This window comes from Oceanicola sp. D3, from assembly GCF_006351965.1.
Lineage (GTDB): Bacteria > Pseudomonadota > Alphaproteobacteria > Rhodobacterales > Rhodobacteraceae > Vannielia.
On sequence record NZ_CP040932.1, the window covers coordinates 3,572,370 to 3,598,302 of the forward strand.

The 25,933-nt window shown below is 65.9% G+C and carries 27 protein-coding genes; 6 read left to right on the forward strand and 21 right to left on the reverse strand.

Annotated elements, in window-relative coordinates:
- Positions 1–4: 4 nt before the first annotated feature.
- Positions 5–1,075, reverse strand: coding sequence for a phenylalanine--tRNA ligase subunit alpha (pheS, locus tag FHY55_RS17910; RefSeq protein WP_140015487.1), 1,071 nt, complete (start codon positions 1,073–1,075; stop codon positions 5–7).
- A gap of 168 nt (positions 1,076–1,243) precedes the next feature.
- Between pheS and FHY55_RS17915 the strand changes: the two genes are divergently transcribed.
- Positions 1,244–2,038 carry a MauE/DoxX family redox-associated membrane protein gene (locus FHY55_RS17915; RefSeq protein WP_140016182.1) on the forward strand — a complete coding sequence of 265 codons (795 nt, stop codon included), beginning with the start codon at positions 1,244–1,246 and terminating at the stop codon, positions 2,036–2,038.
- Here FHY55_RS17915 and FHY55_RS17920 read toward each other — a convergent pair.
- The 3 genes from FHY55_RS17920 to rpmI form a co-directional block, all read right to left on the reverse strand.
- The gene (locus FHY55_RS17920; RefSeq protein ID WP_140015488.1) at positions 2,011–2,964 is read right to left on the reverse strand and encodes a Hint domain-containing protein; all 954 of its coding nucleotides are present in this window, start codon (positions 2,962–2,964) and stop codon (positions 2,011–2,013) included. The genes FHY55_RS17915 and FHY55_RS17920 overlap by 28 nt on opposite strands.
- Before the next feature lie 276 nt (positions 2,965–3,240).
- Positions 3,241–3,603, reverse strand: coding sequence for a 50S ribosomal protein L20 (rplT, locus tag FHY55_RS17925; RefSeq protein ID WP_140015489.1), 363 nt, complete (start codon positions 3,601–3,603; stop codon positions 3,241–3,243).
- A 12-nt stretch (positions 3,604–3,615) separates the two neighbouring features.
- Positions 3,616–3,816, reverse strand: coding sequence for a 50S ribosomal protein L35 (gene rpmI / locus FHY55_RS17930; protein ID WP_140015490.1), 201 nt, complete (start codon positions 3,814–3,816; stop codon positions 3,616–3,618).
- Between the two features lie 184 nt (positions 3,817–4,000).
- Here rpmI and FHY55_RS17935 point away from each other — a divergent pair, with 184 nt between their 5' ends.
- Positions 4,001–4,693 carry a dienelactone hydrolase family protein gene (locus tag FHY55_RS17935; protein WP_168223055.1) on the forward strand — a complete coding sequence of 231 codons (693 nt, stop codon included), beginning with the start codon at positions 4,001–4,003 and terminating at the stop codon, positions 4,691–4,693.
- On the opposite strand, the gene FHY55_RS17940 is transcribed toward FHY55_RS17935, so the two are convergent.
- Together FHY55_RS17940 and pyk are read right to left on the reverse strand one after the other, a co-directional pair.
- On the reverse strand, positions 4,690–4,920 hold the full coding sequence (locus tag FHY55_RS17940; RefSeq protein WP_254695363.1) for a hypothetical protein: 231 nt from the start codon (positions 4,918–4,920) through the stop codon (positions 4,690–4,692). The two genes, FHY55_RS17935 and FHY55_RS17940, sit on opposite strands and share 4 nt — an antisense overlap.
- Positions 4,921–5,051: 131 nt before the next feature.
- Positions 5,052–6,497: a pyruvate kinase gene (gene pyk, locus FHY55_RS17945; protein WP_140015492.1), complete on the reverse strand. Its 1,446-nt coding sequence runs from the start codon at positions 6,495–6,497 to the stop codon at positions 5,052–5,054.
- A 136-nt stretch (positions 6,498–6,633) separates the two neighbouring features.
- Here pyk and FHY55_RS17950 point away from each other — a divergent pair, with 136 nt between their 5' ends.
- Entirely contained in the window at positions 6,634–7,377 is a 744-nt protein-coding gene (locus FHY55_RS17950) for an N-formylglutamate amidohydrolase (RefSeq protein ID WP_140016184.1), read from the forward strand.
- A gap of 141 nt (positions 7,378–7,518) precedes the next feature.
- On the opposite strand, the gene FHY55_RS17955 is transcribed toward FHY55_RS17950, so the two are convergent.
- The gene (locus FHY55_RS17955) at positions 7,519–7,947 is read right to left on the reverse strand and encodes a hypothetical protein (protein ID WP_140015493.1); all 429 of its coding nucleotides are present in this window, start codon (positions 7,945–7,947) and stop codon (positions 7,519–7,521) included.
- 232 nt (positions 7,948–8,179) lie between these two features.
- On the opposite strand from FHY55_RS17955, the gene FHY55_RS17960 reads away from it, so the two are divergent.
- Positions 8,180–8,488, forward strand: coding sequence for a DUF1244 domain-containing protein (locus FHY55_RS17960; protein ID WP_140015494.1), 309 nt, complete (start codon positions 8,180–8,182; stop codon positions 8,486–8,488).
- Between the two features lie 56 nt (positions 8,489–8,544).
- Here FHY55_RS17960 and FHY55_RS17965 read toward each other — a convergent pair whose 3' ends face one another.
- The 9 genes from FHY55_RS17965 to FHY55_RS18005 all read right to left on the reverse strand — a co-directional run bounded on the left by FHY55_RS17965 (position 8,545) and on the right by FHY55_RS18005 (position 19,723).
- The gene (locus tag FHY55_RS17965) at positions 8,545–10,461 is read right to left on the reverse strand and encodes an alpha/beta hydrolase domain-containing protein (protein WP_140015495.1); all 1,917 of its coding nucleotides are present in this window, start codon (positions 10,459–10,461) and stop codon (positions 8,545–8,547) included.
- 514 nt (positions 10,462–10,975) lie between these two features.
- Complete coding sequence (locus FHY55_RS17970; RefSeq protein ID WP_140015496.1) at positions 10,976–11,704, reverse strand: hypothetical protein; 729 nt, start codon at positions 11,702–11,704, stop codon at positions 10,976–10,978.
- Between the two features lie 13 nt (positions 11,705–11,717).
- Positions 11,718–14,240 carry an OmpA family protein gene (locus FHY55_RS17975; protein WP_140015497.1) on the reverse strand — a complete coding sequence of 841 codons (2,523 nt, stop codon included), beginning with the start codon at positions 14,238–14,240 and terminating at the stop codon, positions 11,718–11,720.
- A 154-nt stretch (positions 14,241–14,394) separates the two neighbouring features.
- Positions 14,395–15,249, reverse strand: coding sequence for a D-amino-acid transaminase (locus FHY55_RS17980; RefSeq protein ID WP_140015498.1), 855 nt, complete (start codon positions 15,247–15,249; stop codon positions 14,395–14,397).
- A complete protein-coding gene (locus tag FHY55_RS17985) occupies positions 15,246–16,073 on the reverse strand; it encodes a hypothetical protein (RefSeq protein ID WP_140015499.1) in 828 nt (275 codons plus the stop codon). Before FHY55_RS17985 ends, FHY55_RS17980 begins: the two co-directional genes overlap by 4 nt.
- A complete protein-coding gene (locus FHY55_RS17990; protein WP_140015500.1) occupies positions 16,070–16,846 on the reverse strand; it encodes a metallophosphoesterase in 777 nt (258 codons plus the stop codon). Before FHY55_RS17990 ends, FHY55_RS17985 begins: the two co-directional genes overlap by 4 nt.
- Positions 16,843–17,808 carry an N-acetyl-D-Glu racemase DgcA gene (dgcA, locus tag FHY55_RS17995; protein ID WP_140015501.1) on the reverse strand — a complete coding sequence of 322 codons (966 nt, stop codon included), beginning with the start codon at positions 17,806–17,808 and terminating at the stop codon, positions 16,843–16,845. Before dgcA ends, FHY55_RS17990 begins: the two co-directional genes overlap by 4 nt.
- Positions 17,809–17,880: 72 nt before the next feature.
- Positions 17,881–18,888 carry an N-acetyltransferase DgcN gene (dgcN, locus tag FHY55_RS18000; RefSeq protein WP_140015502.1) on the reverse strand — a complete coding sequence of 336 codons (1,008 nt, stop codon included), beginning with the start codon at positions 18,886–18,888 and terminating at the stop codon, positions 17,881–17,883.
- A gap of 184 nt (positions 18,889–19,072) precedes the next feature.
- Positions 19,073–19,723, reverse strand: a complete 651-nt coding sequence (locus tag FHY55_RS18005; protein ID WP_140015503.1) for a hypothetical protein — start codon at positions 19,721–19,723, stop codon at positions 19,073–19,075.
- Between the two features lie 155 nt (positions 19,724–19,878).
- Here FHY55_RS18005 and FHY55_RS18010 point away from each other — a divergent pair, with 155 nt between their 5' ends.
- Entirely contained in the window at positions 19,879–20,835 is a 957-nt protein-coding gene (locus FHY55_RS18010) for an L-malyl-CoA/beta-methylmalyl-CoA lyase (RefSeq protein ID WP_140015504.1), read from the forward strand.
- A 30-nt stretch (positions 20,836–20,865) separates the two neighbouring features.
- On the opposite strand, the gene FHY55_RS18015 is transcribed toward FHY55_RS18010, so the two are convergent.
- Positions 20,866–21,699, reverse strand: a complete 834-nt coding sequence (locus FHY55_RS18015) for a GyrI-like domain-containing protein (protein WP_140015505.1) — start codon at positions 21,697–21,699, stop codon at positions 20,866–20,868.
- Positions 21,700–21,831: 132 nt separating this feature from the next.
- On the opposite strand from FHY55_RS18015, the gene FHY55_RS18020 reads away from it, so the two are divergent.
- A complete protein-coding gene (locus FHY55_RS18020) occupies positions 21,832–22,794 on the forward strand; it encodes an acetyl-CoA carboxylase carboxyltransferase subunit alpha (protein ID WP_140015506.1) in 963 nt (320 codons plus the stop codon).
- A 93-nt stretch (positions 22,795–22,887) separates the two neighbouring features.
- Here FHY55_RS18020 and FHY55_RS18025 read toward each other — a convergent pair whose 3' ends face one another.
- From FHY55_RS18025 to FHY55_RS18040, 4 genes are read right to left on the reverse strand one after another with little or no spacing between them, the layout of a single operon-like run.
- The gene (locus tag FHY55_RS18025; RefSeq protein ID WP_140015507.1) at positions 22,888–23,490 is read right to left on the reverse strand and encodes a pyridoxamine 5'-phosphate oxidase family protein; all 603 of its coding nucleotides are present in this window, start codon (positions 23,488–23,490) and stop codon (positions 22,888–22,890) included.
- 4 nt (positions 23,491–23,494) lie between these two features.
- Positions 23,495–24,250 (reverse strand): 1-acyl-sn-glycerol-3-phosphate acyltransferase, encoded by a 756-nt coding sequence (locus tag FHY55_RS18030; RefSeq protein WP_140015508.1) that lies wholly within the window; start codon positions 24,248–24,250, stop codon positions 23,495–23,497.
- Positions 24,247–25,149, reverse strand: a complete 903-nt coding sequence (locus tag FHY55_RS18035) for an ABC transporter permease (protein ID WP_140016185.1) — start codon at positions 25,147–25,149, stop codon at positions 24,247–24,249. Before FHY55_RS18035 ends, FHY55_RS18030 begins: the two co-directional genes overlap by 4 nt.
- Before the next feature lie 26 nt (positions 25,150–25,175).
- Positions 25,176–25,853 (reverse strand): cell division ATP-binding protein FtsE, encoded by a 678-nt coding sequence (locus tag FHY55_RS18040; RefSeq protein WP_140015509.1) that lies wholly within the window; start codon positions 25,851–25,853, stop codon positions 25,176–25,178.
- Positions 25,854–25,933 lie beyond the last annotated feature (80 nt).

Genomic DNA, 25,933 nt, shown 5'->3' on the forward strand with positions numbered 1-25,933 from the left:
CAACCTAGCGCGACACGCCCGCGTGCAGCGTGGGCACATCCAGCGCGGCGAAGCCGTAATGGCGCAGCCAGCGCAGGTCGCTCTCGAAGAAGGCGCGCAGGTCGGGGATGCCATATTTCAGCATCGCCAGCCGGTCGATTCCGATGCCGAAGGCAAAGCCCTGCCACTCTTCCGGGTCCACCCCGGCGGACTTGAGCACATGCGGATGCACCATGCCGCTGCCCAGCACCTCCAGCCAGTCATCGCCCTCGCCCACCTTCACCGTGCCGCCCTCGAAGCTGCACTGAATGTCCACCTCCGCCGAAGGCTCGGTGAAGGGGAAGTGGCTGGCGCGGAAGCGGGTTTTCACGCTGGTGCCAAAATAGGCGGTGAAGAACTCTTCCAGCACCCATTTGAGGTTGGCCATCGAGATATCCTTGTCGATCGCAAGGCCCTCGACCTGGTGGAACATCGGCGTATGCGTCTGGTCGTAATCCGCGCGATAGACCCGGCCCGGGCAAATGATCCGCGTCGGCGCGCCGCCCGCTTCCATCGAGCGGATTTGCACCGGGCTGGTGTGGGTGCGCAGCACATGCGGCGGGCGATTGTCGCCCTCTTCGCGCGCCATGTAAAAAGTATCCATCTCCGCCCGCGCCGGGTGGTGGCCGGGGATGTTCAGCGCGTCGAAGTTGTACCAATCGGTCTCGATCTGGGGGCCTTCGGCCACGGCAAAGCCCATGTCGGCAAAGATCGCGGTGACCTCCTCCGTCACTTGGCTCACCGGGTGGATCGTGCCTTGGCGGCGCGGTCGCGAGGGCAGCGTCACGTCCAGCCACTCGGCCTTCAGCCGCTCGTCGAGCGCGGCATCGGCCAGCGCCATCTTGCGGGCGGCCAGCGCGGCGTTGATCTCATCCTTCAGCGCGTTCAGCGCGGGGCCGGCCACCTGGCGCTCTTCCGGGGTCATCTTGCCCAGCTCGCGCATTTTCAGGCTCACTTCGCCCTTCTTGCCAACGGCCTGCAGCCGCAGATCTTCCAGCGCCGCTTCGTCGGCAGCTCCGGCAATCGCCTCGATGTATTTTCCGCGCAGCTCGTCCATCAGCGGGGCCTCCTTTGCACCGCCGCTTGCCTATAGCGGTGCGCGTGGGGGTGCAAGCCGTAGGGCGGGAGTTGCCGCGCCATGCCGCCCTGACGGAACCCCATGATGGCCGCCCTCGTTGTCCTTCTGAAAGGACAGCCCATGCACGCCCAAGCCAGCCCGCCCGGAATGACCCCCGACATCACGGACCGCCACGCGCCACCGCGCGATAAAGCGAAGGCCAAGGCCCGCCTCTATCGCATGGCCACGCCCGATCACCTCTGCCCCTTTGGCCTGAAGTCCAAGGCGATGCTCGAACGCTGGGGCTATGACGTGGAAGACCACCCGCTGGAAACCCGCGAAGAAACCGACGCCTTCATGCAAGAGCACGGCGTCGAGACCACCCCGCAAACATGGATCGGCACCGAGCGCATTGGCGGCTACGACGATCTGCGCGCCTTCTTCGGCATCCCGCTGCGCGACGAAAAAGCCACCACCTACCAGCCCGTCATCGCCACCTTCGCCCTCGCCGCGCTGATGGGCCTTGCCGTGAGCTGGCTGGCGACCGGCGCGATCACCACCGCCGCGCTTGTGCCCATCATCGCCATCGCCATGTGCATCCTCGCCTTCCAAAAGCTGCGCGACGTCGAGAGCTTTTCGACCATGTTCCTCGGCTATGACCTGCTGGCCCGCCGCCGGGTGGAATATGCCTATGCCTACCCCTTCCTCGAAGCCGCCGCTGGCCTCCTGATGCTCGCGGGCATCGCCACATGGCTGGCAGCGCCCATCGCCATCATCATCGGCGGCATAGGCGCGGTGTCGGTCATCAAGGCGGTCTACATCGACAAGCGCGAGCTGAAATGCGCCTGCATGGGCGGCGGCTCCAACGTGCCGCTTGGCTTCGTGTCACTGACCGAAAACCTGATGATGCTGGGCATGGGCCTCTACATGGCGACTCAGGCCGCGATCAGCGCCGCCTCGTAGCGCCGAAGCTCGGGGCGGGCGAGCGCGCCATAGGGCCTGTGCCCGGCCAAGAGCCCCGGGAAGATCGCCTCAATCTCTTCCCGCGCGGCATCGGTGAGGGCCTCTGCGCCCACCTCACCGGGATAAAAGCTCTCGGTCTGCGCGCCCTCGGCATAAACCACCTCATGCGCATCCAGAAGCACATGGTAATAGAAGACCGTGCAGCAGGGCGCGAAGCGGATCGCGGTGCCATCCACCAGCGCCTTCGCGGCCACCAGCGCTTCGGGCTCGCCAAAGAGCAGTTCAGCCCGCCAGCCGCCCACAAGCATCCTGTGGTTGGGCGACACCACGAGGCGGCCATGATCGCCCAGCGCTCCCGCCTCGATCACCACCGGCGCAAGGGCACCCTGCCCGCTCACCCGGCTGCCGCCAACCCAGCGGATCACCTGCCAGCCGTTGTCCCGCGTGCGCAGCTTCATGCCGGGCTGCAAAAATTCCACCTCGCAGAGCCCGGCCTCGGTTTCGAGCCGGGTGCCCGCCGCAAAGCAGGGAAATTCCGTTTCGGTCTCCGCATCGAGGTCTGACACCTTCAGCGATGTGGAGCCGTTGGGCAGGTTCGGATAATCCGGGTCGTCCGGGTCTGTCAGGTCGATGGCAAAGGTGCTGCCCGCCTCATACTCCGCCCCCGGTGGGCCGGAGGTGATGCGGATGAAGGCCGCCGCGTTATCAGGATTGCCACGAATTTCGCCGGTGCCAAGGTATTCGTACTCGTAGCTGACACCGTTGATGACAAGCACATCTCCACTGGCCACCGTGGAGAGCGAAAACTCCCCCGAAGGTTCCTCGAAAACCGCGCTCGGCTCCTGCTGCGTTGTCAGGTTGATCCCTTTACCTGACGTTGCCGGATCGCCGTTCACGAATTGAAGTGTCAGCGAAATCGACGCCATTGGCCTCTTCGCACCTGCCTCACATATGCTGCGACTCTGACGGCCGCCTTGGCCCCAAATTCACCACATAAGCGCCGGTTTTGGTACAGGTTTGCGAGCATTGCTCAGATTTGCCTGCGCCTGTGGCCGCGCCGCACTTGCCGCGCAGGCTCATCCACGGCTCTGCCGTCTCTTCGCCCGCGCCCCGCGAGGACGCCTCGAAGGGCGGACGAGCAGGCCCCGAATGCAAAAAGGCCGCCCCGAAGGACGGCCCTTTCAAATTTCTCTTCGCGGGCCTCAGGCCAGCGCGGCTTTCGCCTTTTCGACGATACCGCCGAAGGCTTCCGGCTCATGCACGGCGAGGTCGGCCAGCACTTTGCGGTCTACCTCGATGCCGGCCAGCGACAGGCCGTTGATGAAGCGCGAGTAGGTCAGCGCTTCGTCATGGGCGCGCACGGCAGCGTTGATCCGCTGGATCCACAGCGCGCGGAACTGGCGCTTGCGGTTCTTGCGGTCGCGCGTGGCGTATTGGTTGGCCTTGTCGACAGCCTGCGTGGCGGTCTTGAAGTTGGTGGACCGGCGACCGTAATAGCCTTTCGCGGCCTTGATCACCTTCTTGTGGCGGGAATGGGCGACGGTGCCGCCTTTGGTACGAGACATCTGGGGCTCTCCTTAGCGCGCGTAGGGCATGAATTTCTTGACGATTTTCTCGTCGGCTTCGCTCATAACAACCATGCCGCGGGCGTCGCGGATGAACTTGTTGCTACGCTTGATCATGCCGTGACGCTTGCCAGCCTGGCCTGCCTTCACGCGGCCGGAGGCCGTCACCTTGAAGCGCTTTTTGGCGCTCGATTTCGTCTTCATCTTGGGCATTTGCCATCTCCATCGAAGTGGTCATATTGGCACGGGTAGGCATGCCGCTTTCGGCCCGCCCATGCGTGAGAAGCGCCGTATAGGGGCGAATCCTCCGGCTGGCAAGGAAATTCTGGCCCCTCCACACCGCCCGCCGGTGCAGCCACCCTGCGCCCCGATCCGACCTCGCAGAAAGGCCCGCGCCATGCAGCAGCTCGACCAAACCTACGACGACTTTCACGGAACCATCGTCACCGACCCGTCCCAGTCGGGCCCCCGCCCCGGCGTGCTGATCTTTCACTCCATCGCATGGCGCAGCCCGGTGGAAATGGACGCCGCCGAGCGGCTTGCCTCAATGGGCTATGCCGCCTTCGTCGCCGACACCTATGGCCGTGCGCCCGAAGGCCCGGAAGACTGCCGCAGCCTGATGAACGGCCTCAACGCCGACCGGGGCGAATTGCGCCGCCGCATCGGGGCCGCCCTCGACTGGATGCGCGGCTCGGGCGTGACCAACGGCCAGCACGGGGCCATCGGCTTTTGCTTTGGCGGCAAATGCGTGCTCGATCTGGCGCGGATGGGCGAGCCGGATGTGAAGGCCGTTGCCAGCTTTCATGGCCTCTTCGATGCGCCCACATGGCACGTTGCGCCGCGCATCACCGCCAGCGTTCTGGCGCTGCACGGCTGGGATGATCCGCTGGCCACGCCCGAAAATGTGCTGGCCCTGTCAAAAGAGCTGGATGCGGCCGAGGCCGATTGGCAAATCCTCGCAATGGGCGGTGTGGGCCATGCCTTTACCAACCCCAAGGCGCAGGACAAGGCAGGCGGCAAGCAGTTTGACGCCCGTGCCACCGCGCGGGCCTGGGCAGCAACCGAAGGGCTTTTCGCCGCGGCCTTCTAGTTCACGATACTGGAAACCACATTCATGAACACATCCGGCGCGGTGCTCAGCGAGTAGCCGCCCGGCTTGCGCAAGACGGCAACAGAGATCAGCCCCGCCGAGATCAGCACCATGATCGCCGCCGCGCGGGGCGTCCGGCTTTCCGAGAAAGCGCCGATCAGCGCCGGGACCGCGAGCAGCCCCACGACCATGCCGATCACAAAAATGACGTCCGGGTCGATATACACAAACCCACTCCTGAACTGCGCTGCATTTCCTTGCCTTAGCGGCAAGTATTCCGGCACCCGCGCAGAAAATCAATCGTTCCGCGCGGAAACCAGTTCAGGGCGGCCCGGCGTGGCCGCAGGGCGACGGTGGGTTACTCCGGGTCGGAGGGGAAGATGAGGCGCTCGGCGCAGGGCGCGACCCGCAGGATGTTGGTGGAGCCGGGCACGTTGAAGGGCACACCCGCGGTCACAACAATCTGGTCATCCTCGGTCGCCATTCCCAGCTCGCGGGCAGCGCGGGCACCGCTGACCACGGCCTGCTTGAAGCGCTCCAGCGTGGCGGTGATGGCGCAGGTGCAGCCCCATGTCAGCGCAAGCCGGCGGGCGGTGCTGATGTGATTGGTCATCGCAAGGATCGGCACCTCCGGGCGCTCCCGCGCCACCAGGGTGGCGGTGGTGCCGGTCTGGGTAAAGCAGGCGATGGCCTTGATGTCGGTGGCCTCGGCAATCTCGCGCGCGGCGCTCACGATCCCATCGGCCACGGTCGAGCGCTCGATCCGGCGAGCCGCCTCGATCACATTGCGATAGGTCGGATCGCTCTCCACCTCCTGCGCCACCGCATCCATCATGCGCACCGCTTCAATCGGATAATCACCCGCCGCGCTCTCGGCACTGAGCATGATCGCATCGGTGCCCTCGTAGATCGCGTTGGACACGTCCGACACCTCGGCGCGGGTCGGCATCGGGCTTTCGATCATGCTTTCCAGCATCTGCGTGGCCACGATCACCGGCTTGGCGGCAGAGCGGGTGGTGCGCACAAGGCGCTTCTGGATCGGCGGCACCGCCTGCACCGGCAGTTCCACGCCCAGATCGCCGCGCGCCACCATGATGCCGTCGGAGACTTCGAGAATTTCTTCAAACGCCTTCACGGCGGCAGGCTTCTCGATCTTCGAGAGAATGGCGGCACGGCCTTTGGCCAGTTCCCGCGCCTGAAGCACGTCTTCCTTGCGCTGCACGAAAGACAGCGCCAGCCAGTCGACGCCAAGCGCACAAACGAACTCGAGGTCTTTCAGGTCTTTCTCCGACAGCGCCGCCAGCGGCAGCACCACATCGGGCACGTTGACCCCCTTGCGGTTGGAGATGGTGCCCCCGGCGATCACCTCGCAATCGGCATAGTCGCTGCCACATTCCGTCACCTTTAGGCGGATCTTGCCGTCGTTGACCAGCAGGCTAGAGCCTGGCTCCAACGCGTCAAAAATTTCCTTGTGCGGCAGGCAAACGCGGCTGGCATCGCCATCCGTCGGGTCCAGATCGAGGCGAAACTTGGCACCCTCCACCAGCTCTTCGCTGTCGCCCGCAAAAGTGCCCACGCGCAGCTTGGGGCCCTGAAGGTCCGCCAGAATCGCGATCGGGCGGCCCACATCCTGCTCAACCTGGCGGATCATCTCGTGGCGCGCCTTGATCTCTTCATGGGAGCCATGGCTCATGTTCAGACGAAAAACGTCGGCCCCGGCTTCATGCAGGTTGCGGATCATCTCGTAGGTGTCCGAGGCTGGGCCGAGCGTGGCCACGATTTTAACGTTTCGGTTGCGTTTCATCTCGTGGCTCTCCTGATCTCGATTGCCCTCTGTTAGCGCTAAAGCGGCGCGACGGGAAGGGGGGCACTGCTTGGTTGCTCTGGTATCCCGCGCCCCTCTTGCCTATCAGAGCATGACCCGAAATCAAAACACCGCCATGACATATCACCCCTACTCCCTTCACGGGCGCGAGCGCACTGGGCGCTGGTGCGTAACGTGTGACCACGCAACAAACTTTGTGCCCGCCGAGGTGAACGGCGGCAGCCTCGGCCTGCCCGCCGAAGACATGGCCCGCCACATCGCCTTCGATCCCGGTGCTGCCGGTGTTGCGCTTGCGCTGGCCGAGCAGTTGGGCGGGCCTGCGATCTGCTCAAACTTCTCCCGGCTGGTGATCGACCCGAACCGCGGCGAGGATGATCCGACCCTGCTGATGAAGCTCTATGACGGCACGATCATCCCCGGCAACCGCCACGCCGGGCCGGAAGAACTGGAGCGCCGCAAGGCCCTCTGCTACCGCCCCTACCACGACGCGCTGACCGAGCTGCTGGGGGCCCGCGAGGCCCCGGTGCTCTGCTCGGTCCACAGCTTCACCCCCAAGCTCAAGGGTCGCCCGGCCCGGCCTTGGCAAGTCGGCGTGCTGCACTCCCATGTCGACCCGGCCCTCGCCAACGCCCTCATCGCCCGCCTGCGCCGCGAGCCCGACCTCGTGGTGGGCGATAACGAGCCCTACGGCGGCCACCTGCCCGGCGACGCGGTCGACCGCCACGCCCTGCAACACGGCCGCCCCAACGTGCTGATCGAACTTCGGCAAGACCTGATCGAAACCGACGCCCAGCAAGCCGCCTGGGCCGCGCGGTTGGCGCCGCTGCTGGAAGAGGCGCTGGAGGCATCGGGGAGATAGCGCTTTCACACCCGGCCCAAGAAGGCGACGTAGCTTGCAGGCGCCTAGCCAGCGCAGCACTGAACATCGGATCAGCTTTGCTGACGGAGCTACCGTTGGACAGTTTGCCCTCAATGTCCGCTTCAGAATTGACGCGATACGCTACTCTAGCAATTGTTCAGGAGCGACTATCTTCAAATAAATGAATGCACCGCCGAACATCGTTCCCAAGAAACCGACAATAAAGGCCGTATTGATGCTCAGCCCAAGTTCCGTGAGCACCAATAGTCCAAGGGACCAAATGAGGAAGGCCACATAAAGTACCAGAGCCCCAACGAAACGGGCTTGGCGCCTCGTCACTAGATTGGCCGTGAGGTAGGCTGCCAGAAACGGGAACCACGTTTCAGCCACGTGACTTAAATAGTGGAGTTCTGCTGATGCTCCACTCGGATATGACCAGCCTGTGAACAGACCCAAAATCGGATACTCCCACGGTACAATCGGATTTGTGGCCTCGATCACACCAAACCCAAGCCAAATGAAGAAGCCAACGAAGAATGACGCCGTGTAGGCCAGAAGGCTCTTTTTCACTTTACCCACGCTCCTTGCGTTGCAAATCCCAAGAGCACACCGAAAAATGTGCTCGCAGTCGCAGGACTGGAAAAGCAGTATCTGACATTCATTCGAAGCGCAGCATCGGTCACCTTGGGCTCATAGCTGTCTTCCGCGTTGCCTCTGCCCCCAATGACGGCAAACCAACTGCCTTCACCCCTTGCTTCCACCGCGACCAAGCCCATTCTCTACCCCAACAAGGAGGATCCCCATGGACGACGCCACCCGCACCGAGCTTGAAGCCGCCGCCTTCCGGACGCTGCAAAAGCACCTGATGGAAAAGCGCACTGACGTGCAGAACATCGACCTGATGAACCTCGCCGGGTTCTGCCGCAACTGCCTGTCGCGATGGATGCAGGAAGCCGCCGCCGAGCGCGGCATCGAGATGGGCAAGGAAGAGGCCCGCGAGCTGTTTTACGGCATGCCCTACGGCGACTGGAAAGCGCAGCAGCCCGAGGCGAACGACAGTCAGAAAGAGGCGTTCAAAACCGCCTTTGAAGAGAACGTCGGCAAGGGCTGAGCCCCCGCCGACGCTGAAGCTTGGGGCGGGCACGCATGCGCCCGCCCGCGCCCCTGTTACTGCGCCGCGGCGTTCAGCGCCGGGGCCTCGCTGACCACAAGGTCAACGTCGGCTTCCAGCATCAACCGCTTGTCGACGAGCGACTCTGCAGCCGCCTCGATGGCCGCCTTATAGGCCGCCTCATCGGTATAGCGCGCCGCGATTGGCTGGCGGCTGTCTCCCTCTGCCGCCTCGGCGGGGAAGGGCAGGAAGCTGCCGGTCAGGCTGCACAGCTCGCCATCGGCAAAGCCCTCGCTGCGCAGGTTCCAGCCCATGTAGGTGCCCGTCGGCACCGCCACATAGGGCAGCTTCACGCCAACCTCGGCGATCCCGTCCGCATCCAGCGCGGGCACCATCAGCGCATAGGCCTCGCCCTCGGCTGGCGGGTTGGAGCCGTGATCCATCACGTGCAGATCGTTCGGCTCAGGCTCCGGCGTGCCGCCCGGAAGCTGTGGCAGCGCCAGCTTGTCAGGGCTCGCCAGCCCCTCGCCACCAAGGCCGGGAAAGGCGCTTTGCGGCGGCTCGGTGCCCTCGCGCACCCAATCCTCCAGTGCAACCTCAAGCGCACGCAGCACCGGCGCGGGGCTGAGGGGGTTGGTCATGTAGTCACAGGTGCTCGCCTCGCCCGGCGCACCGCCCCAACCGTTAAAATGCGGCGCCCCGGCCAGATAATACAGCCGGACGTTCTCGGGCATCTCCAGCGGCGTGCCGTCCGGCGCGGTTGACACCAGCGAGGACCGGCCCTGCCAAAACTCGGTGTCGGTATCCACATGCATGATCTTGGGGCAGGTCTCGCTCGCCGTGCAGGTGGCCAGAATGCTGTCGGTCTGTCCGGTCAGCGGATCGCTGGTTTCGGCGTAGGAAAACGGAAACTGATCGCCCGGATAGTCATGGTCTTCATGCGCGCGAGAGTAGCGCCCGGCCAAAGCGAAGCGGTAGTTGGTGAAGGTCTTGCGCGACCCGGCGATATGCACGATCGCCCCGTCAAACACCGTGTTGCCCGCTTCATCCGCGTTGAAGCCCTGATAGATCAGGTCGCGCATGAACCGCCCGGATTGCGAGATGCCGATCCCCAGCGCCTCGGTGATCTCGCCCGTCGGACGCTCGGCCTCTGTGCCGGTGTTGCCACGCAGGAAAGACACGACATCGCTCACCGCGACAAAGCCGAGTGCCGCTGGCACCGCCTCGCTCGCCGGGTAGACGAAATCATAGATCGCGCCGCCGTCCACGCCCTCGGGCCGGGTGATCTCTACCGTGCGTTCGTCGATGTAGCGAAAGCTCAGGCCCTCCGGCGTTTCGCGCGGTGAGTCGGTGTCGGCGCGCACGGTCAGCGTGGCCTTGGCCGGGTCCATATCCGCCGCCGGGTAGGTCAGTGTTCCGGTGCTCACGGTCTCGCCGTCGTCAAAGATGAACTGCTCGCGCGACTGGCCCGTTACGCCCTCAGCCGTCGGCAGGTTGAGGTTCAGAAAATCCTCGCCCAGATGGGTCTGCCAGCCACTCCAGACCAGCGTGTGCCCCCGGTTCATCAGAAAGCCGTCGCCCGGCTTGCTGATATCAAAGCCCGAGCCGCCCGGTGACAGGTTCAGCCCCATGAACGACAGGTTACGCCCACGGTTCACCACCTCGTAAAACAGCACGCCAGAGCCCTCGCCCGCCGGGCGCAGGATCGCCACCTCGGCGGTAAACTCCACCATCCCCGCGTCATTCGTTGGCACCTTGTCGAGATCGACGATCCCGGCGGCGCGCTCCGATGTCGGGTCGATGGCAATGGTCGCCAGCGCGTCGATCCGCTCATAGGCGCCCGCGTCGCCAAAACTCTGCCCTTCGAAGGCCGGGGCCTGTGATGTGATCTCGAACTTGGTGACCTCGCCGGATGCAAGGCCCGGCGCAAGCGCCAGCATGGTCGTGCCAGCCAGTCGTGCGAATAATGTCATGAGGTATCCTCCCTCTGATTGTGTGCGGTGGGCCTGGTCCTGCGCGCCTTTCCGGCGTCTTTCGGGAGCCGCCCGGAAATGGCGCAACAACACGCACCATCGCCCCGTGGGCGGCCCATCCGCCTATCCGCGCCCTCCCATCGCTCGGATAAACATCACCACTCCCGCACAACCTATCGGGGCATAGTTAACTCGACAACGTTTTTGTATACAAAATGATAACAATTGCATCCGTGCGGCGGATTATTGCCTACAATCACTTCTCGATTGATTTGAACCCGAGCCGCGCCGCGAGGCAGGCGCACCCCAAAGGAGCAGCCAAACTCACAGCGCTGTTTTGAATGTGCGAAAGTGTGAGGCGGGCAGCCAGTCGCGCCGCCCCATTGGGCCAACGAGCGCCTAGCCCCTTAACCAGCGGCCACGCAGGCCTCAGCACGCAGGCGCAACGCCTCGCACCCCGCACGCCTCAGCAGTCTTACGAAAAGGCAAAAAGCCCGGCCGCCAACGCCAAGCCTCAGTCGTAAAGGCCGCCCCGGTCGACTCGCTTCGAAAAGGCCGTTTCCTCACCAGCGGCAAGCACCTTGGCCTGCTCCACCCAGTTGTCACGGCTCACCCGGCCCTTGAAGCCAACGAGGTTGGCATTGACCCATGCCACCTCCTCGTCAGTCCATCCGGCGATCTGGTCGTAGTGATAAAAGCCCATCTCGTGCAGCAACTGCTCCAGCTTCTTGCCCACACCCTTGATCTTCTTCAGGTCATCCGGCGCGCCTTCGCGGGGGGCATCGAGGGTGGCGGGGGCGCTGCCCTCTTCGGTGCCCTCACGCACCCCATCGCCATCGAAATCGGGCGTGGCGTCTTCCGCCGGCTCTGCGGGCGTGCCCGAGGTTTCGTCAAAGGCGCGAATCTCGTCATCCTCGGCCTCGAAGGCCGGAAGCGGGGCTGTGAAGGCGGCCTCGCCGCGCAGCTCGTCAAGCTCGCCTTCCATCTCCTTCATCCGCGCGTCTTTCTTCTCGCCATCCGAGCGGCAGCGATCCAGCCGGGCCAGCAGCTCGTCGCGCTCGGCGCGCAGCCGGTGCTCATTGGCGCGGGCCTGATCGAAGGCCACCTGATCCACCTCCTCGCCTGCCTCGGCCAGAGGCTCGGATTTGCCCCAGATGATCCAACCCGCCACCAGCCCAACAAGGGCGGCAAGGGCCAGCAACAGCCAGATTTCGGTGAGCAGAAAGCCCCAGTTCTGAAACATCTCGCGTCCTTCTCTAGTCTTTCCACGCGAGGGTGGTGCGCCGGTTGCGGGCGCGGCCCTCTGCGGTGTCATTGTCGGCCACCGGCTCGTCAGCGCCGTGGCCTGTGGCCTCCAGCACGCGCTCCGGTACACCACGGGCGGCCAGCGCCTCGGCCACAACCTCGGCCCGCTTCTGGCTCAGCGCCCTGTTGCTTTCCGGGTTTCCGGTGGCATCGGTGTGACCGCCGAGCGCCAGCGTCAGCCCCGCCGCGCCACACTCCAGCGCCACCGCCGCCACGGCATTGACCGCCCGGAACGAGGCCGCATCAAGCCGGAAGGCCCCGGTGACAAAGCCAATCCGCTCCCCCTCCAGCGCCGCCTGCGTGGCCGCGTTGCAGCCCTCAACGGTGGTCTCGAAGCCGCTCACAACCGGCAGCCATATGCCACCCGAAAGGCGCTGCTGCGCACCAAGCGCCGGGTTGTCGCGCAAATCGCCCTCGGCAGCGCCCTCGGCATCCGCAACGGCCAGTGTCACCTCGCCGCCCAGCGCCTCGGCCAACTGGCTCTGCAACAGCGCGCCATCCACGCCCGGGCTTGCGGTAACATCGGCGCGCACCGTGCCCCCCTCGCCCAGCACCAGCTGCACCGCCTCAAGCTCGCCCATCCAGGGCGCGAGCGCCGCCAGCGCCTGCCGCATCGGCGCGGCGCCGGTTTCGTCATCGCGCGATTGGCCCGGCGTGCCCGCCAGCCTGTCCAGCCCGGAGAGGGCCGCAATGTCTGGCGGGGTGATCCCGGCAGGGAGTTTGCCGCTGAGCGCACCGCCCTCTGCGACGGAGTAGGAGAAGGTAAAGCCCGGTGGCGTGCCGTCATCCACCAGATCCAGCGCCAGCGCGGGCGCAAACCCCTCGGGCAGCGCGGTCAGCGCCGCCTCGGCCTCTGCGGCGGCCTGCGGGTCATCGGCCTCGCCCTCGATGTCTACCGCGCCTTCGCGCACCGTCAGCCTGCCGGTGTTCAGCACAGAAAGCGCCGCCAGCCCGGGGGGCACCGCATCTGCAAAGCCATGCGCCTCGCCGCCGATCCGCGCCACTGCAACCTCACCGGCCTCCAGCGCGTCCACCCCGGCGGCGGCGGCATAGTCAAAGCCCTCCAGCACCGCCGGCACCTTGCCAGAGACCTTCCACGCGCCGTCCACCGGTTTCTCGACGACAAGCGCAAAGGGCGCGCCATCGTCTTCCACGTCAATCTGGATCGACATCGGCATGCTGCCTGTCACCGGCATCAGCGCCGCCTCGGCCTCCGCTGCCGCATCCGGCGTCGCGGCCAGCGCCACAAAGGAGAGCCCCTCCGGGGAAAGCGCAACATCTGCCGTCTTCACGGCGGCTACGGCCTTCAGCGCGGCGCGGGCGGCGAGGGTGAATGTCTCTTCTTCCGCCCCGATCCGCGCCATCGCCAAATCGCCGCGCGGCTCCTGTCCAGCCAGCGCCACAAGGTCATCCTCGGCCATCGCGGCGGGCAGCTTGCCACTGGCCTGTAGCCCGCTGGCCGATTTTCGCAGGGTCAGGGCATAGGGCTTGCCGTCGTCGTTCAGCTCCAGCTCAACCAGCGGCGTAAAGCCCTCGGGCAGGCCTTCCAGCTCGGCCCGCGCCGCTGCGGCGGCCTCCGGGTCTGCCGCAAGGCCGGTCAGCGCCAGCGTCTGCCCTTCAATCCGCAGCCGCCCGCGCATCAAGCGCGACAGCGCCGTCATTCCGGCCTGCGCCGCCCCGGCAAAATCCGCCTCGCCCTCGCCGATCCGCGACACCGCAATATCGCCAGCGACCGGCGCGCCATAGGCGGTGTCGAGGTCCAGCGGGTCCACCGCCGCGGGCAGCTTTCCGCCCTTCCACGTCACATTGCCGCCCTCGGCCTCGATATCCAGTGCGAATGGGGTGCCATCGTCCAGCGTGGTCAGGTCCACCTCTGCCGTCCAGCCCTCGGGCAACACCACCAGCGGGGCCTCTGCGGCGGCCTGTTCCGTCGGCGTGGTGACAACGCCGCTCAGCGCAATCGTCTGCCCCTCCAGCACAACCTGCCCGCGCTCCAACGGCAACAGCGCCTGCGTGCCGGCCAGTGCGGCATCGCCCCAACCCGCCGGGGCACCGCCTGCCAGCTCCAGCTCACCGGCGGCCTCCGCACCGATCTTCTCGGCCAGCGCCGCGCGCGCCGCTTCCGATGCAACATGGCCCTTCCAGACAGGGCCGCCCGGCCCCTTTGCCCCGCGCAGGGTGAACGGGTCGGCCAGTGGAAGAATATCAGCCTGCGAGCGCACCACGCGGCGGCCCGGCACGGCATCCAGCGCGGCCATCACGCGGGCATGTTCCGCCTCGCTGTCGGCCACGCCCGAAAGCACGATGTCCCGGCCCCGCGCCGTTGCAGAAAGCCCGTGAACCGAGCCCTGCACCGCCGCAGCCGCCTGCGCGTTTATCCTCTCTTCGATCGAAGGTGCGGGCCGTGCTCCGGCATAAAGCCCCAGCACCAGCACACCGCCCACCAGAACTGCCCCGCCCAAGAGCTTGCGCACGTTTCAAAATCTCCCGGTTCTCAAATCAACGCCTCGGCGTGGCCGCATGGTGCCCGCAAGCCACCCCAAAGTGCAAGGCCAAAGCCCGGCACAGGGGCAGCCGGAACACGCCGCAGCGGCGCGGGAGAGCAGGCGGCGCGCCCTGCGCCGGGCGCTACACCGCGGCCTTCTTCATTTCGTCGATGTAGATCTCGCGCAGACGCGTAGCCACCGGCCCGGGCTTGCCCTCGCCCACCGGTGCGCCGTCCACCGAAACCACCGGCATCACGAAGGCCGAGGCCGAGGTGACAAAGGCCTCATCCGCACCCTGCGCCTCTTCGATGGTAAAGGGCCGCTCCTCCACCTTCATCTGCGCCTCACGGGCAAAGCGCAGCACGGCAGCGCGGGTGATCCCGTGCAAGATCTCGGTGCCGAGCTGGCGGGTGATGATGGTGCCGCCCTTGACGATATAGGCGTTGTTCGAGGTGCCCTCGGTCACTGCGCCATCTTCCACCATCCATGCGTCATCGGCGCCCGCCTTCTTGGCCGCCATCTTGCCCATCGACGGGTAAAGCAGCTGCACGGTCTTGATATCGCGCCGCCCCCAACGCTCGTCGGGGATAGAGACAACGCTGATCCCCTTGCCCGCCACCGGGCTCTCGGCGATCTGCTTTTCCTGGTGGAACAGCACCAGCGTTGGCGCGGTGCCCTCGGGCGGAAAGGCAAAATCACGATCCGCCGCGCCGCGCGTTACCTGAAGGTAGATCATCCCCTCCTCCAGCCCGTTTTTCGCGATCAACTCGCGGTGAATGCCCAGCAGCTCCTCTTCGGTGCAGGGCGGTGTCATCTCCAGCTCGGCCATCGAGCGCCAGAGCCGCTTGGCGTGGCCGCCAAAATCCACCAGCTTGCCGCCTAGAACGGTTGTCACCTCATAAACGCCATCGGCAAAGAGAAACCCCCGGTCGAAGACCGAAACCTTGGCCTCCTCTTCCGGCAGATACTCTCCGTTCACATAGACGATCCGGCTCATGCTGAGGCTCCTTTGCTTGGTTTACCGGGTGATAGGCCGCCACCCCGCCCTTGTCGAGCCGCCTCCACGCGGCGCTCGAAATCCGCCAGAACCCGGCCCAGCGCCTCCGCCTCGCACGCCGGGCACCACAAAAACTTGCGCCGCCGCAGCCGCAGCATCTTCTGCACGCCACCGCATGCCTTGCAGCGCATCCCGAGGCTGGCCGGATAGTCCTCCAGCTCCACGATCTGCCGGTGCACGCCCGGAAAGCGCGCGGCAAGGGCGGCGACACTGTCGATGTCGAGGTCGCTCCCGTGCACCTCCACCTTCCGCAGGCTTTTCATCTCCAGCACCGGCGCCACATCAAGCCCCGCTGGCGCGATCCCGTTCATGGCCAGCCGCTCCAAGCGCAGACCGCGCAGAAAGTCGAAGCTCGCGACCTTCTGCTTCGCATTCATCCCGCCCTCGATCTCCAGCACCCTCAGCTCCGGCAACCCGGCCAGCGCGGAGCCATCCTCCAGCGCCCCGGTGTCCCACCACTTCAGCCGCTGCAGCCCCGGCGCCTGTCCGATGCCATCGCAGCTTTTCAGCTTCGGAGAGTGCCAGATCTCCAATTCCTCCAGCCCCTCCGGCAGAGGTATCGCGGTGAAATCCGGGGCCGTGACCCAGCGCAGCTCCAGCACCTTCAGCGGCACCCGGGCCAGCCCGGCCAGTCGCGGCAGATCGGCCTTGCGCACCTCGTAAAGCGCCAGTTCTTCCAGCCCTGCGGGCAGCGCGTCGGCGTCAAAACCCTTGCCGCGCACCATCGCCCGCCCGGTGGCGCAGGTTTCCAGCGCCGTTCTCACCCGCGGATCCACCCTGTCCGAACCGCACGCGCCCAGTCGTCGCGGCCATAGGCGTGCGCCATGGCGACCATACGGGCGGTGTCATAGGCGGTTTGTCGAAGCTCCACGGCCCAGCCATCGGCGGCGCGCTCCACCACCGCCCATCGCGCCTCGGGCGCACCATTCTGCACGGCATGGGGCGCGGGCGCGCCGTCTTCATAGGCCGGGCAGCCCACCGAGCCGGGGTTGACCACCAGTGTGTCCCCGACCTCCATCACCCGGGGCAGGTGCGAATGGCCGCAGAGCACCAGACCGGCCTCTATCCCCTCAAGGCCGCCCGCCACCGCCGCGGTAGGCCGCTCGGCCACGCCGTCGCCGTCAATCACATCCATAAGGTATTCATCGTCCCGCGCGGGCCGGGCGTGGCAGGCAAACACATCGTCCCCCAGCCACACAGTCACCGGAAGGGCTGCAAGCCAGTCCATCTCGGCGGGTCCGATCGCCTCGCGGCTCACCCGGTCGGTCGCGCTCATCTGCGCCATCGGATCTTCCAGCAGGTAGCGGTCATGATTGCCCCGGATGCACACCATGCCGGGCCGTGCCATGAGCAGCTCCGCCGTGCCCGCAGGGTCCAGCGGGCCGCTCAGATGGTCTCCGAGGTTGACGATTTGGCCCAGCCCCTCGCCGTCGATCTCCGCCAGCACTGCCGCCAGCGCATCGGCATTGCCATGCACGTCCGCGATCACCGCAAACCGCTCAGGCGGCGTGGGCAGATGCGCGACGGGCAGGGTCATCCCCAGAGCGCAGCCTGGCTCGGGTGAACGCCGCGCCCGTCATAGGCCAGCGGCGGCATCCGGTCTTCGCCCAGCAGCAGCGGGCCATCGAGATCGGTGAAGCCCACGCCCTGCGCCACCAGCACTGCCGGGGCCATGCCAAGCGAGGTGCCCACCATGCAGCCCACCATGATGCCATAGCCCTCTTCCTGCGCCGCCCGCTTCAACGCGAGGGCCTCGGTCAGCCCGCCTGTCTTGTCGAGCTTGATGTTGATCACGTCATACTTGCCCTTGAGGTGCTTCAGGCTCTCCCGGTCATGGCAGCTTTCATCGGCGCAAATCGGCACTGGCTTTATCAGCCCAATCAGGCTCTCGTCCTGATCGGCGGGCACCGGCTGCTCCACCAGCCCCACGTCCAGGCGCAAGAGGTAGGGAGCCAGCTCGCTGTAGATCTCCGCGCTCCACCCCTCATTGGCATCAACGATCAGCCGTGAGCGCGGGGCGCCCCGGCGCACGGCTTCCAGCCGGGGCATGTCTTCCGGGGTGCCGAGTTTGATCTTCAGCAGCGGGCGATGCGCGTTTTCGCGGGCGGCCAGCTCCATCTCGTCGGGCTCGCCCAGCGACAGGGTATAGGCGCAAATCTCCGGCCCGGGCTGCGGCAGGCTGGCCAGCGCCCACACCCGCTCGCTGCGCTGCTTGGCTTCCAAGTCCCAAAGCGCGCAATCCACTGCGTTGCGCGCCGCGCCCGAGGGGAGAAGCCGCAGCAGATCGGCACGGTTCACCTTTTCCGGCAGGCCGTTGATCTGGTCCATCACGCTGGCAAGGCTCTCACCATAACGGGCGTAGGGCACGCATTCGCCCCGGCCAATGGCCCCGCCCTCGCGGATTTCCACCGTCACCACATCGGCCGCCACCTTGGTGCCGCGCGAGATGGTGAAAGGCACCTTCAGGGCAAATTGCTCTGTCTTTGCAGTGATCTGCATCGGGGTCTCCGTTATCTGTTGCCGACCAGCCTAGCCCGGCCCCGTAGGGTGAGCAATCTGCCCACCTCGCGGCTACGCCTTGGGCGCGGGAAGCGCATCCACCAGCCGTGCCGCGCCTTGGCGGAACGGGTCCACCGTGGGCAGGCCCATGCGCTCTTCCACCTCTGCCAGATAGGCCTCCGCCTCGGCTTCGCTCATGTGCTGGGTGTTGATCGAAATCCCGATCACCTCGACCCCGGGGTTCACCACCCGCGCCATTGTGAGCGAGAGGTCGCGCAGCGCCTCCAGCGTCGGCAGCTCATAGCCCGGCAGGCCGCGCATATGGGGCCGCGTCGGCTCGTGGCAGAGCACCAGCGCATCCGGCGCGCCGCCATGCACCAGCGCCAGCGTCACGCCGGAGTAGCTGGGGTGAAACAGGCTGCCCTGCCCCTCGATCATGTCCCAATGGTCGGCGTCATTTGGAGGCGTCAGCCACTCGATGCTCCCGGCCATGAAATCCGCGATGACAGCATCCAGCGGCACCCCATCGCCGGTGATCAGGATGCCGGTCTGCCCGGTGGGCCGGAAGGTCGATTTGAGGCCCCGCTTGCGCGCTTCGGCATCCATCGCCAGCGTGGTATACATCTTGCCCACCGAGCAATCAGTGCCCACCGCCAGCAGGCGCATGCCGCTGCGGGGCTCACCGCTGGCAATCGGATATTCGACGCTGGGGATGCGCACATCGTGCAGCTGGCGCCCATGCTCCTCGGCCAGCGCCACAAGGCTCGGCTCGTTCCGCAGCAGGTTGTGCAGGCCGGAGGCCAGATCAAGCCCGGCGATCAGCGCCTTTTCCAGAACATCCATCCAGTTTTGCGCAATCTTGCCGCCCCGGTTGGCCACGCCGATCACCAGCGTCTTCGCCCCCGCCTCCACGGCCTGCTCGATGCTCAGCTCTGTCAGCTTCATATCGGCCTTGCAGCCCGGCAGGCTGAGCTGGCCCACCGCGTTTTCGGGCCGCCAATCCTTGATACCCTGTGCCACCTTGGCCGCGAGGGCATCCGGGGCGTCTCCGAGGAAAAGAAGATACGGCGTCTCGATCATCTGGGCAGCTCCTGTTGGTGTTACCCCCAACCTAGGGCCGGGCAGGCAAGAATTCTTGCCGATCTGCCCCGGCTCGGCGGGCATATGTGCAAGAACATCCGAACCCACCCGAAAGTTGCGCAAAATCTTCGCGCAATGCCTGCTCTTCAAGCCGCTTTCGCGCCGCCGTGGTGCCCTTTGGCCCCTAATTTGGCGTGCAAGGCGCGCCCTCCGGCGCCGCGCCGCTCATGAAGCTCGTGTGCCCGGGGCCATAAACCGCCTCAGCCCCCCGCGTTGTCCAGCTTTCGGCCCAGATCGGCAGGCCAAGGGCCGGGTCATATTCCATCACGGTGTCACCGCTCTCTTCCTTGGGCGCGGTAAAGCTGTAGCGAAACCGCTTCACCATCCGCCGCTGCCCCGAGGCCAGCTCGCGCCGCCCCTCACCCAGCGCCTCGATGCGAATGTCGAATGGGTCAACCATTGCAGGCGTGTCGGTGCCCGTCATCCGGCGGCTCCTGTCGGCCTTCAACTCCATCACCTCGCCCGCGCTCAGTGTGGCCAGCGCCGCATAGCTGCCCTCTTGCGCTGCCATCTCCTGCAACCTGTTGCCACGCCGCCAGCGCACCATCTCGATAACCTGCCATTCCTCCTCGCCCAGATAGGTGCCGTCGAGATACACATCTACCCGCTGTGGCCCCGCCTCGGCATCGGCCTCGCAGCGCAAAACCTGAACCATCTCGCAATTGCTCCGCAGCATGGTCGCCGTCACCGCGCAGCCCGATGGCACGCCCACGGGCTCTGCCGCAACTGGGGCGGCGCTGCACAGGAGAACGGCGGGAATAAAGTAAAAACGCATGATAATACCTCCGATGAATGCGCCAACTATGCCGCATCGGCCCCACGCCGCCTAGCCGCCATTGCTGCAGGTGCGAAATCGGCTTGCGATTGACGGCGCAACAATCTATCCCCACACCAACCGCCTGCGACACATCATTACCCAGAGGTCCGCCAATGTCCTTCCGCCTCCAGCCCGCCCCGCCCTCGCGCCCCAACCGCTGCCAACTCTTCGGCCCCGGCTCGCGCCCGGCGATCTTCGAGAAGATGGCCAGTTCGGCGGCGGATGTGATCAACCTCGATCTGGAAGATTCCGTTGCCCCCGATGACAAGCCAGAGGCCCGCAAAAACATCATCGCCGCCATCGGCGATGTCGACTGGGGCAACAAGCTGCTCTCGGTGCGCATCAATGGGCTCGACACGCCGTTTTGGTATCGTGACGTGGTGGACCTGCTGGAAAACGCCTCAGACCGGCTCGACCAGATCATGATCCCCAAGGTCGGCTGCGCGGCGGATATCTACGCGGTCGATGCCCTCGTCACGGCAATCGAAAGCGCCAAGGGCCGCAAAAAGCCGATCGGCTTTGAGGTCATCATCGAGAGCGCCGCTGGCATCGCTCACGTCGAAGAAATCGCCGCCGCCTCCCCCCGCATGGCCGCGATGAGCCTTGGCGCGGCAGACTTCGCCGCAAGCATGGGCATGCAAACCACCGGCATCGGCGGCACGCAGGAAAATTACTACATGCTCCACGGAGAAGCGCGCCACTACTCCGACCCGTGGCATTGGGCGCAAACCGCCATTGTCGCCGCCTGCCGCACCCATGGCGTGCTGCCGGTTGACGGGCCCTTTGGCGACTTCTCCGACGATGAGGGCTACCGCGCCCAGGCCCGCCGCTCGGCCACCCTCGGGATGGTTGGCAAATGGGCGATCCACCCCAAGCAGGTGGCGCTGGCCAACGAGGTGTTCACCCCATCCGAGGAGGCCGTGGCCGAGGCCCGCGAAATTCTCGCCGCAATGGAGAAGGCCAAAGCAGAGGGTGCGGGCGCGACCGTCTACAAGGGCCGCCTCGTCGATATCGCCTCGATCAAACAGGCCGAGGTGATCGTGAAGCAAAGCGAGCTGATCGCGGGCTGACGCAGGGCGGGGCTTGCCCCGCCATCCGCCTCAGGCCAGCGGCATCACCACCTCGGTCAGCAGCTCTTCCGGCGCTGTGTCCATCGCGTTGTTGAGGTAACGCTCAAACGGCGGCTCCACCTCCGAGGGCGCCCGCCCGCTTTCGGGCAGGGCCTTGCCATACATGAAGCCCCAAGCCTCGGGCAGCCCGGTGTAGGGGCCCTTATGGGTCACCACCAGCACCTCGCAGGGTGTCACCTCCACCGGGTCCAGCCCCTCTGGCAGGGGCACCCCCTCGGGCAGGATCACCCCGGCATGAGAGCGCAGCTTTTCCACCGGAACCGCCGTGGGATCATCCCAGAAATAGGCCACCAGCAGCCCCAGCTTGCCCTTCAGCCCGGCATCAAGGCAGCGCGTAATCAGCCTGTCATAGGCCCCGCCGATCTGCTGATAGGCCCCCGAATGGGCAATCGCAGCCCCCCGAAACCCCGGCTCCTTGCGAATTTCAACATCATACATCGGAATTTCTCCTTGTTTGTCAGGCAATAACAGAACCGGCGTTGCGCGGCGCGTGCGGGTTTGTGAGGGCGTTTCGCCAAAAGCGGTGCGATAGGCACGGGCAAAGCTCTGCGGGTTCGGATAGCCGCACATCGCGGCCACCTCACTCAGCTCCTGCCCGGTAGTTGCCAGCATCACCGCGGCGCGGTTCAGCCGGGTGCGCCGCACCGTCTCGGCCACCGTCTCACCCATCATCCGGGTGTAGACGCGGTGAAAATGAAACCGCGAGAAAGCCGCCACATCGGCCAACGCATCGAGGCTCAGATCCTCGTCCAGATGGGTCAGGATATGGCGTTCCACCCGATCCATCCGCTTTCGATAATCCATCGCAATCCCTCGCGGCCAACGCCCCTTCGCCTAGCATCGCGGCAGACGACAAATCTTGCTTTGTTGCAAGCCCCGGCACGCTGCGCCATATGAGGGGGGCAGCCACTCCGAGAGGCCATTCTGCGAGGATAGATGACCAACTACCTGGAATTCGAAAAACCGCTTGCCGAGATCGAAGGCAAGGCCGAAGAGCTGCGTGCGATGGCGCGCGCCAACCCCGAGATGAAGGTCGAGGATGAGGCCAAGGGGCTGGACGCCAAGGCCGCCACCCTGCTCTCCGACCTCTACGGCGACCTCTCCGCCTGGCGCAAATGCCAGGTCGCGCGCCACCCCGACAGGCCGCACTGCAAGGATTACATCGAAGCCCTCTTCACCGAATACACCCCGCTCGCCGGCGACCGGAACTTTGCCGACGATCATGCCGTCATGGGCGGCATGGCCCGGCTTGAGGGCCGTCCGGTGGTGGTGATCGGCCACGAAAAGGGCCATGACACCAAAACCCGGATCGAGCGCAACTTCGGCATGGCCCGCCCCGAGGGCTACCGCAAGGCGATCCGCCTGATGGATCTAGCAGACCGTTTCAACCTGCCCGTGGTCACGCTGGTCGACACCCCCGGCGCCTACCCCGGCAAGGGCGCCGAAGAGCGCGGCCAATCCGAGGCCATCGCCCGGTCTACCGAAAAATGCCTCAGCCTCGGCGTGCCGATGGTGAGCGTAGTGATCGGTGAGGGCGGCTCTGGCGGCGCGGTGGCCTTTGCCTCCTCCAACCGCCTGATCATGCTGGAACATTCGATCTACTCGGTGATCTCGCCCGAGGGCTGCGCCTCGATCCTCTGGAAAGACGCCGAGAAGATGCGCGAAGCCGCCGAGGCGCTGCGGCTGACGGCGCAAAACCTCTCCGAGCTGGGCATCTGCGATCACATCGTGAAAGAGCCGCTGGGCGGCGCGCAACGCCACCGGGAAGAAACAATCGCCCGCGTTGGCGCCGCGATCCAGACGGTGCTGGGCAAGCTTGACGGCAAAGACCGCAAGGCGCTGCGCAAGGACCGCCGCGAGAAATTCCTGAAGATGGGAAGCAAGGGGCTGGCCGCTTAAGGCCGCCAGCCTCCGCAGCGGCTCATCGCCCCTTGGCGGGCTCCTCGCAGCTGCGATGAAAGGCCGAAGCGCCTTGAAGAGCTGCCCCGCGCCTCACCACATGCGCGGCTTGGCATATTCCGCATAGCCGTCGTCGTAGCTCTCGGCGTCAAAGTCTGTATCCGCCTCGCGGATCATCCGGCCTGCGCTGGGCACCTTGTCGCTCTCGTCCTCGCCGCGCCACAGGCCCGAGCGCATGATTGCCTTGGCGCATTGGAAGTAAACCTCTTCCACCGTCACCACCACCACCGAGCGCGGCTGCTTGCCGCCCTTCTCGAACCGTGCCAGCAGCGCCTCGTCCACGGCCACAACCGCCCGCCCGTTCACCCGCACCACATTGGCCGCGCCGGGCACCATGAACATAAGGCTCACCCGCCCGTCGCGGACGATGTTGCGCAAGCTGTCGATCCGGTTGTTGCCGCGCCAGTCGGGCAGCGCGAGCCGGTGCGGGTCAAGCTCCATCACCACCGGCCCGTCATCGCCCCGGGGCGTGCCGTCGGTGCCTTCGGGGCCAACCGTCGAGAGCACGCAAAACCGCGAGGCCCCGATCCATTGGCGATAAAGCGGGGTGATCTGCCGTGCCACCTTGGTCAGCGAGGCCTTCACCGGCTCGCCATAAAGCCCTTCCAGCGCCTCGATGCTCTCGATCACCTGCATCGCCCTACTCCCCCAGCGGAATGTCCTTTGTCGCCACCGGAAAGCCGGCCTCGGCCATCAACTGGTCGGAGCGGGCTTCCACCACCTCCTCAAGCCGCGCCATGAAGGCCTTGGCCTCCATCCCCGGCGGGATCGGCGGCAGAAATTCGATCACCGCGAGCCCCGGTTTGCGATAGATGCCCTTGCGCGGCCAGAACACGCCCACATTGGTCGCCGCCGGCACGCAGGGCTGACCCAACTCGCGGTAGAGCACGGCACTGCCCACCTTGTACGGCAGATCGACCCCGGGGGCGACGCGGGTGCCCTGCGGATAGATCACCAGCTGCCCCGGCAGCGCCGCGCCCGAGGCCACGTCAGAGATCATCTTCTGAATCGCCTGCGCCCGCTTGCCCCGGTCCACCGGCACACAGCCGATCCGCAGCGCGTATTGCCCAAGGATCGGCGCCCACATCAGCTCTTTCTTCATGATGAACTTCGGGCGCGGCAGCACCGAAACCAGAATGATGATGTCCAGAAAGCTCTGGTGCTTTGAGGCCACCAGCACCTCTTCGCTCGGCACCTCGCCCCGTACCTCGGTTTTCAGCCCCACCATCCAGGAGGCCGTCCAGCGGACCCAGCGGCAGTATGTGTGCACCCCGGCATAGGCCCCGCGCCGGTCAAACAGCATCCACGGGGTGAAGAACAGCGCCAGAATGAACATCGCCAGGTACATCTGCCCAACGAAGAACAGGCTGCGCAGCCATTGGATTGCATAGCTCATGTCACTTGCCTCAGGCTGCGGAATGCGGCGGCGCGGGTGGCCCAGAAGGCCACGGCGGCGGCCAGGAGCGGCACCAGCAGCGGCAAGAGCCAGCCCACCCCGGTAAAGCCAAGCCCGGTGAGAAAGCCGCCAGTGGTTTCGGCCCGTGGCATCAGGGCGATGGCCAGCATCGCCAGCGAGGTGCCCACCGCCGCGCCCAGCAGCGCCCGCTGGGTGAAGCGCCGCACGAAGGCGCGGGCAATGTATACATCCCGCGCGCCCACCAGCCGCAGCGTGGCGATAACCCGGGCATTGGCGGCCAGCGCGGAGCCCGCCGCAAGGGTGATCATCGCGGCCATCGAGGCGGCAATGAGCCCCAGCGCCACCAGCCCCATCAACCGCAGCCGCGAGGCCGCGCGGATGAGCGGGGCGCGCCAGCGCGAGTGATCGTCATACACAGCGCCGGGCACCTCGCCCGCGAGCCGTTGCTTCAACCCCTCCACATCCAGCCCACTGCCCTCGACCACCTCGATCAGCACCGGCACCGGAAGGTTTTCCAGCGGCAGGTCAACGCCGAGCCAAGGTGCCAGCAGCGCCTTCTGCTCCTCGTCATCCAGCGCCCGGGCCGAGCTGATGCCCGGCGTGCTCTCCAGCACCTCCAACGCCCTTGCGGTCTGGGCCGCGCGTTGGTCGGCGGGGGCGGAGATGCGCAGCGTGGCCGAGCGTGCCAGCTCCTCGCTCCAACGGTCGGCCACCCGGCCCGTGGCGAGCGAGAGGGCAAGCGCGAAGACAGCCAAAAAGGCCATCGCGCCCGCAGTGAAAAGGGTGAGGTTGGCCGTAAAGCCGGTCGGCGGCACCACCCGGTCAGCCTGCCCGTCGCCCTGCAACAGCGCCAGTGCCCTGCCCAGCCTCTGCCGCATCTCGGCAACGATGGCCCCGGCCCGGCTCACAGGTCGGCCCCGGCCAATTGCAAACGGCGCTTGGAAATGCGCAGCACCCGCGCGGCCACCTTGCTCTTGGCAGTGCGGATCAGGTTCAGGTCATGGGTGGCGACGAGGATGGTCTTTCCCATCTTGTTCAACTCCACCAGCAGCTGGAGCAAGCGCTGCCCCATCTCCCAGTCCACATTACCCGTCGGTTCATCGGCCAGCACGATATCGGGAGACATCACCACCGCCCGCGCCAGCGCCGCCCTCTGCCGCTCGCCGCCCGAAAGCGAGGGCGGCAGGGCATCGGCATGGGCCTCCAGCCCGACCCAGCGCAGCAGCTCATCCACATTTCCGCGCTCCGCCTCCACGTTCCGGCCCGCCACGGTGAGCGGCAGCGCGATGTTTTCGGCCAGCGGCAGGTGATCGAGAAACTGGCAATCCTGATGCACCACACCAATGCGCTGGCGCGCGCGGGCCACCTCATCGCGGCTGAAGCCCTCCGAGGGCCGCTCAAACAGCTGCACCCGGCCCGCCGTGGGGGCCAGCTCCAGATAGCACAGCTTCAAAAGGGTGCTCTTGCCCGCGCCCGAAGGCCCGGTCAGAAAATGGAAAGAGCCGGGTGCAAGGCGGAGCGAAATGTCACTCAGCAACTCGCCCCCGCCGTAGCTGTAGGCCACATTCTCCAGCTCGATCACGCACTACCCCCGCCAGTCCTGCGGCTCCTTTTGCCGCAGTGGGGCCTCACATGCAATTGCCGCCCGCCGGGGGCCAGCGC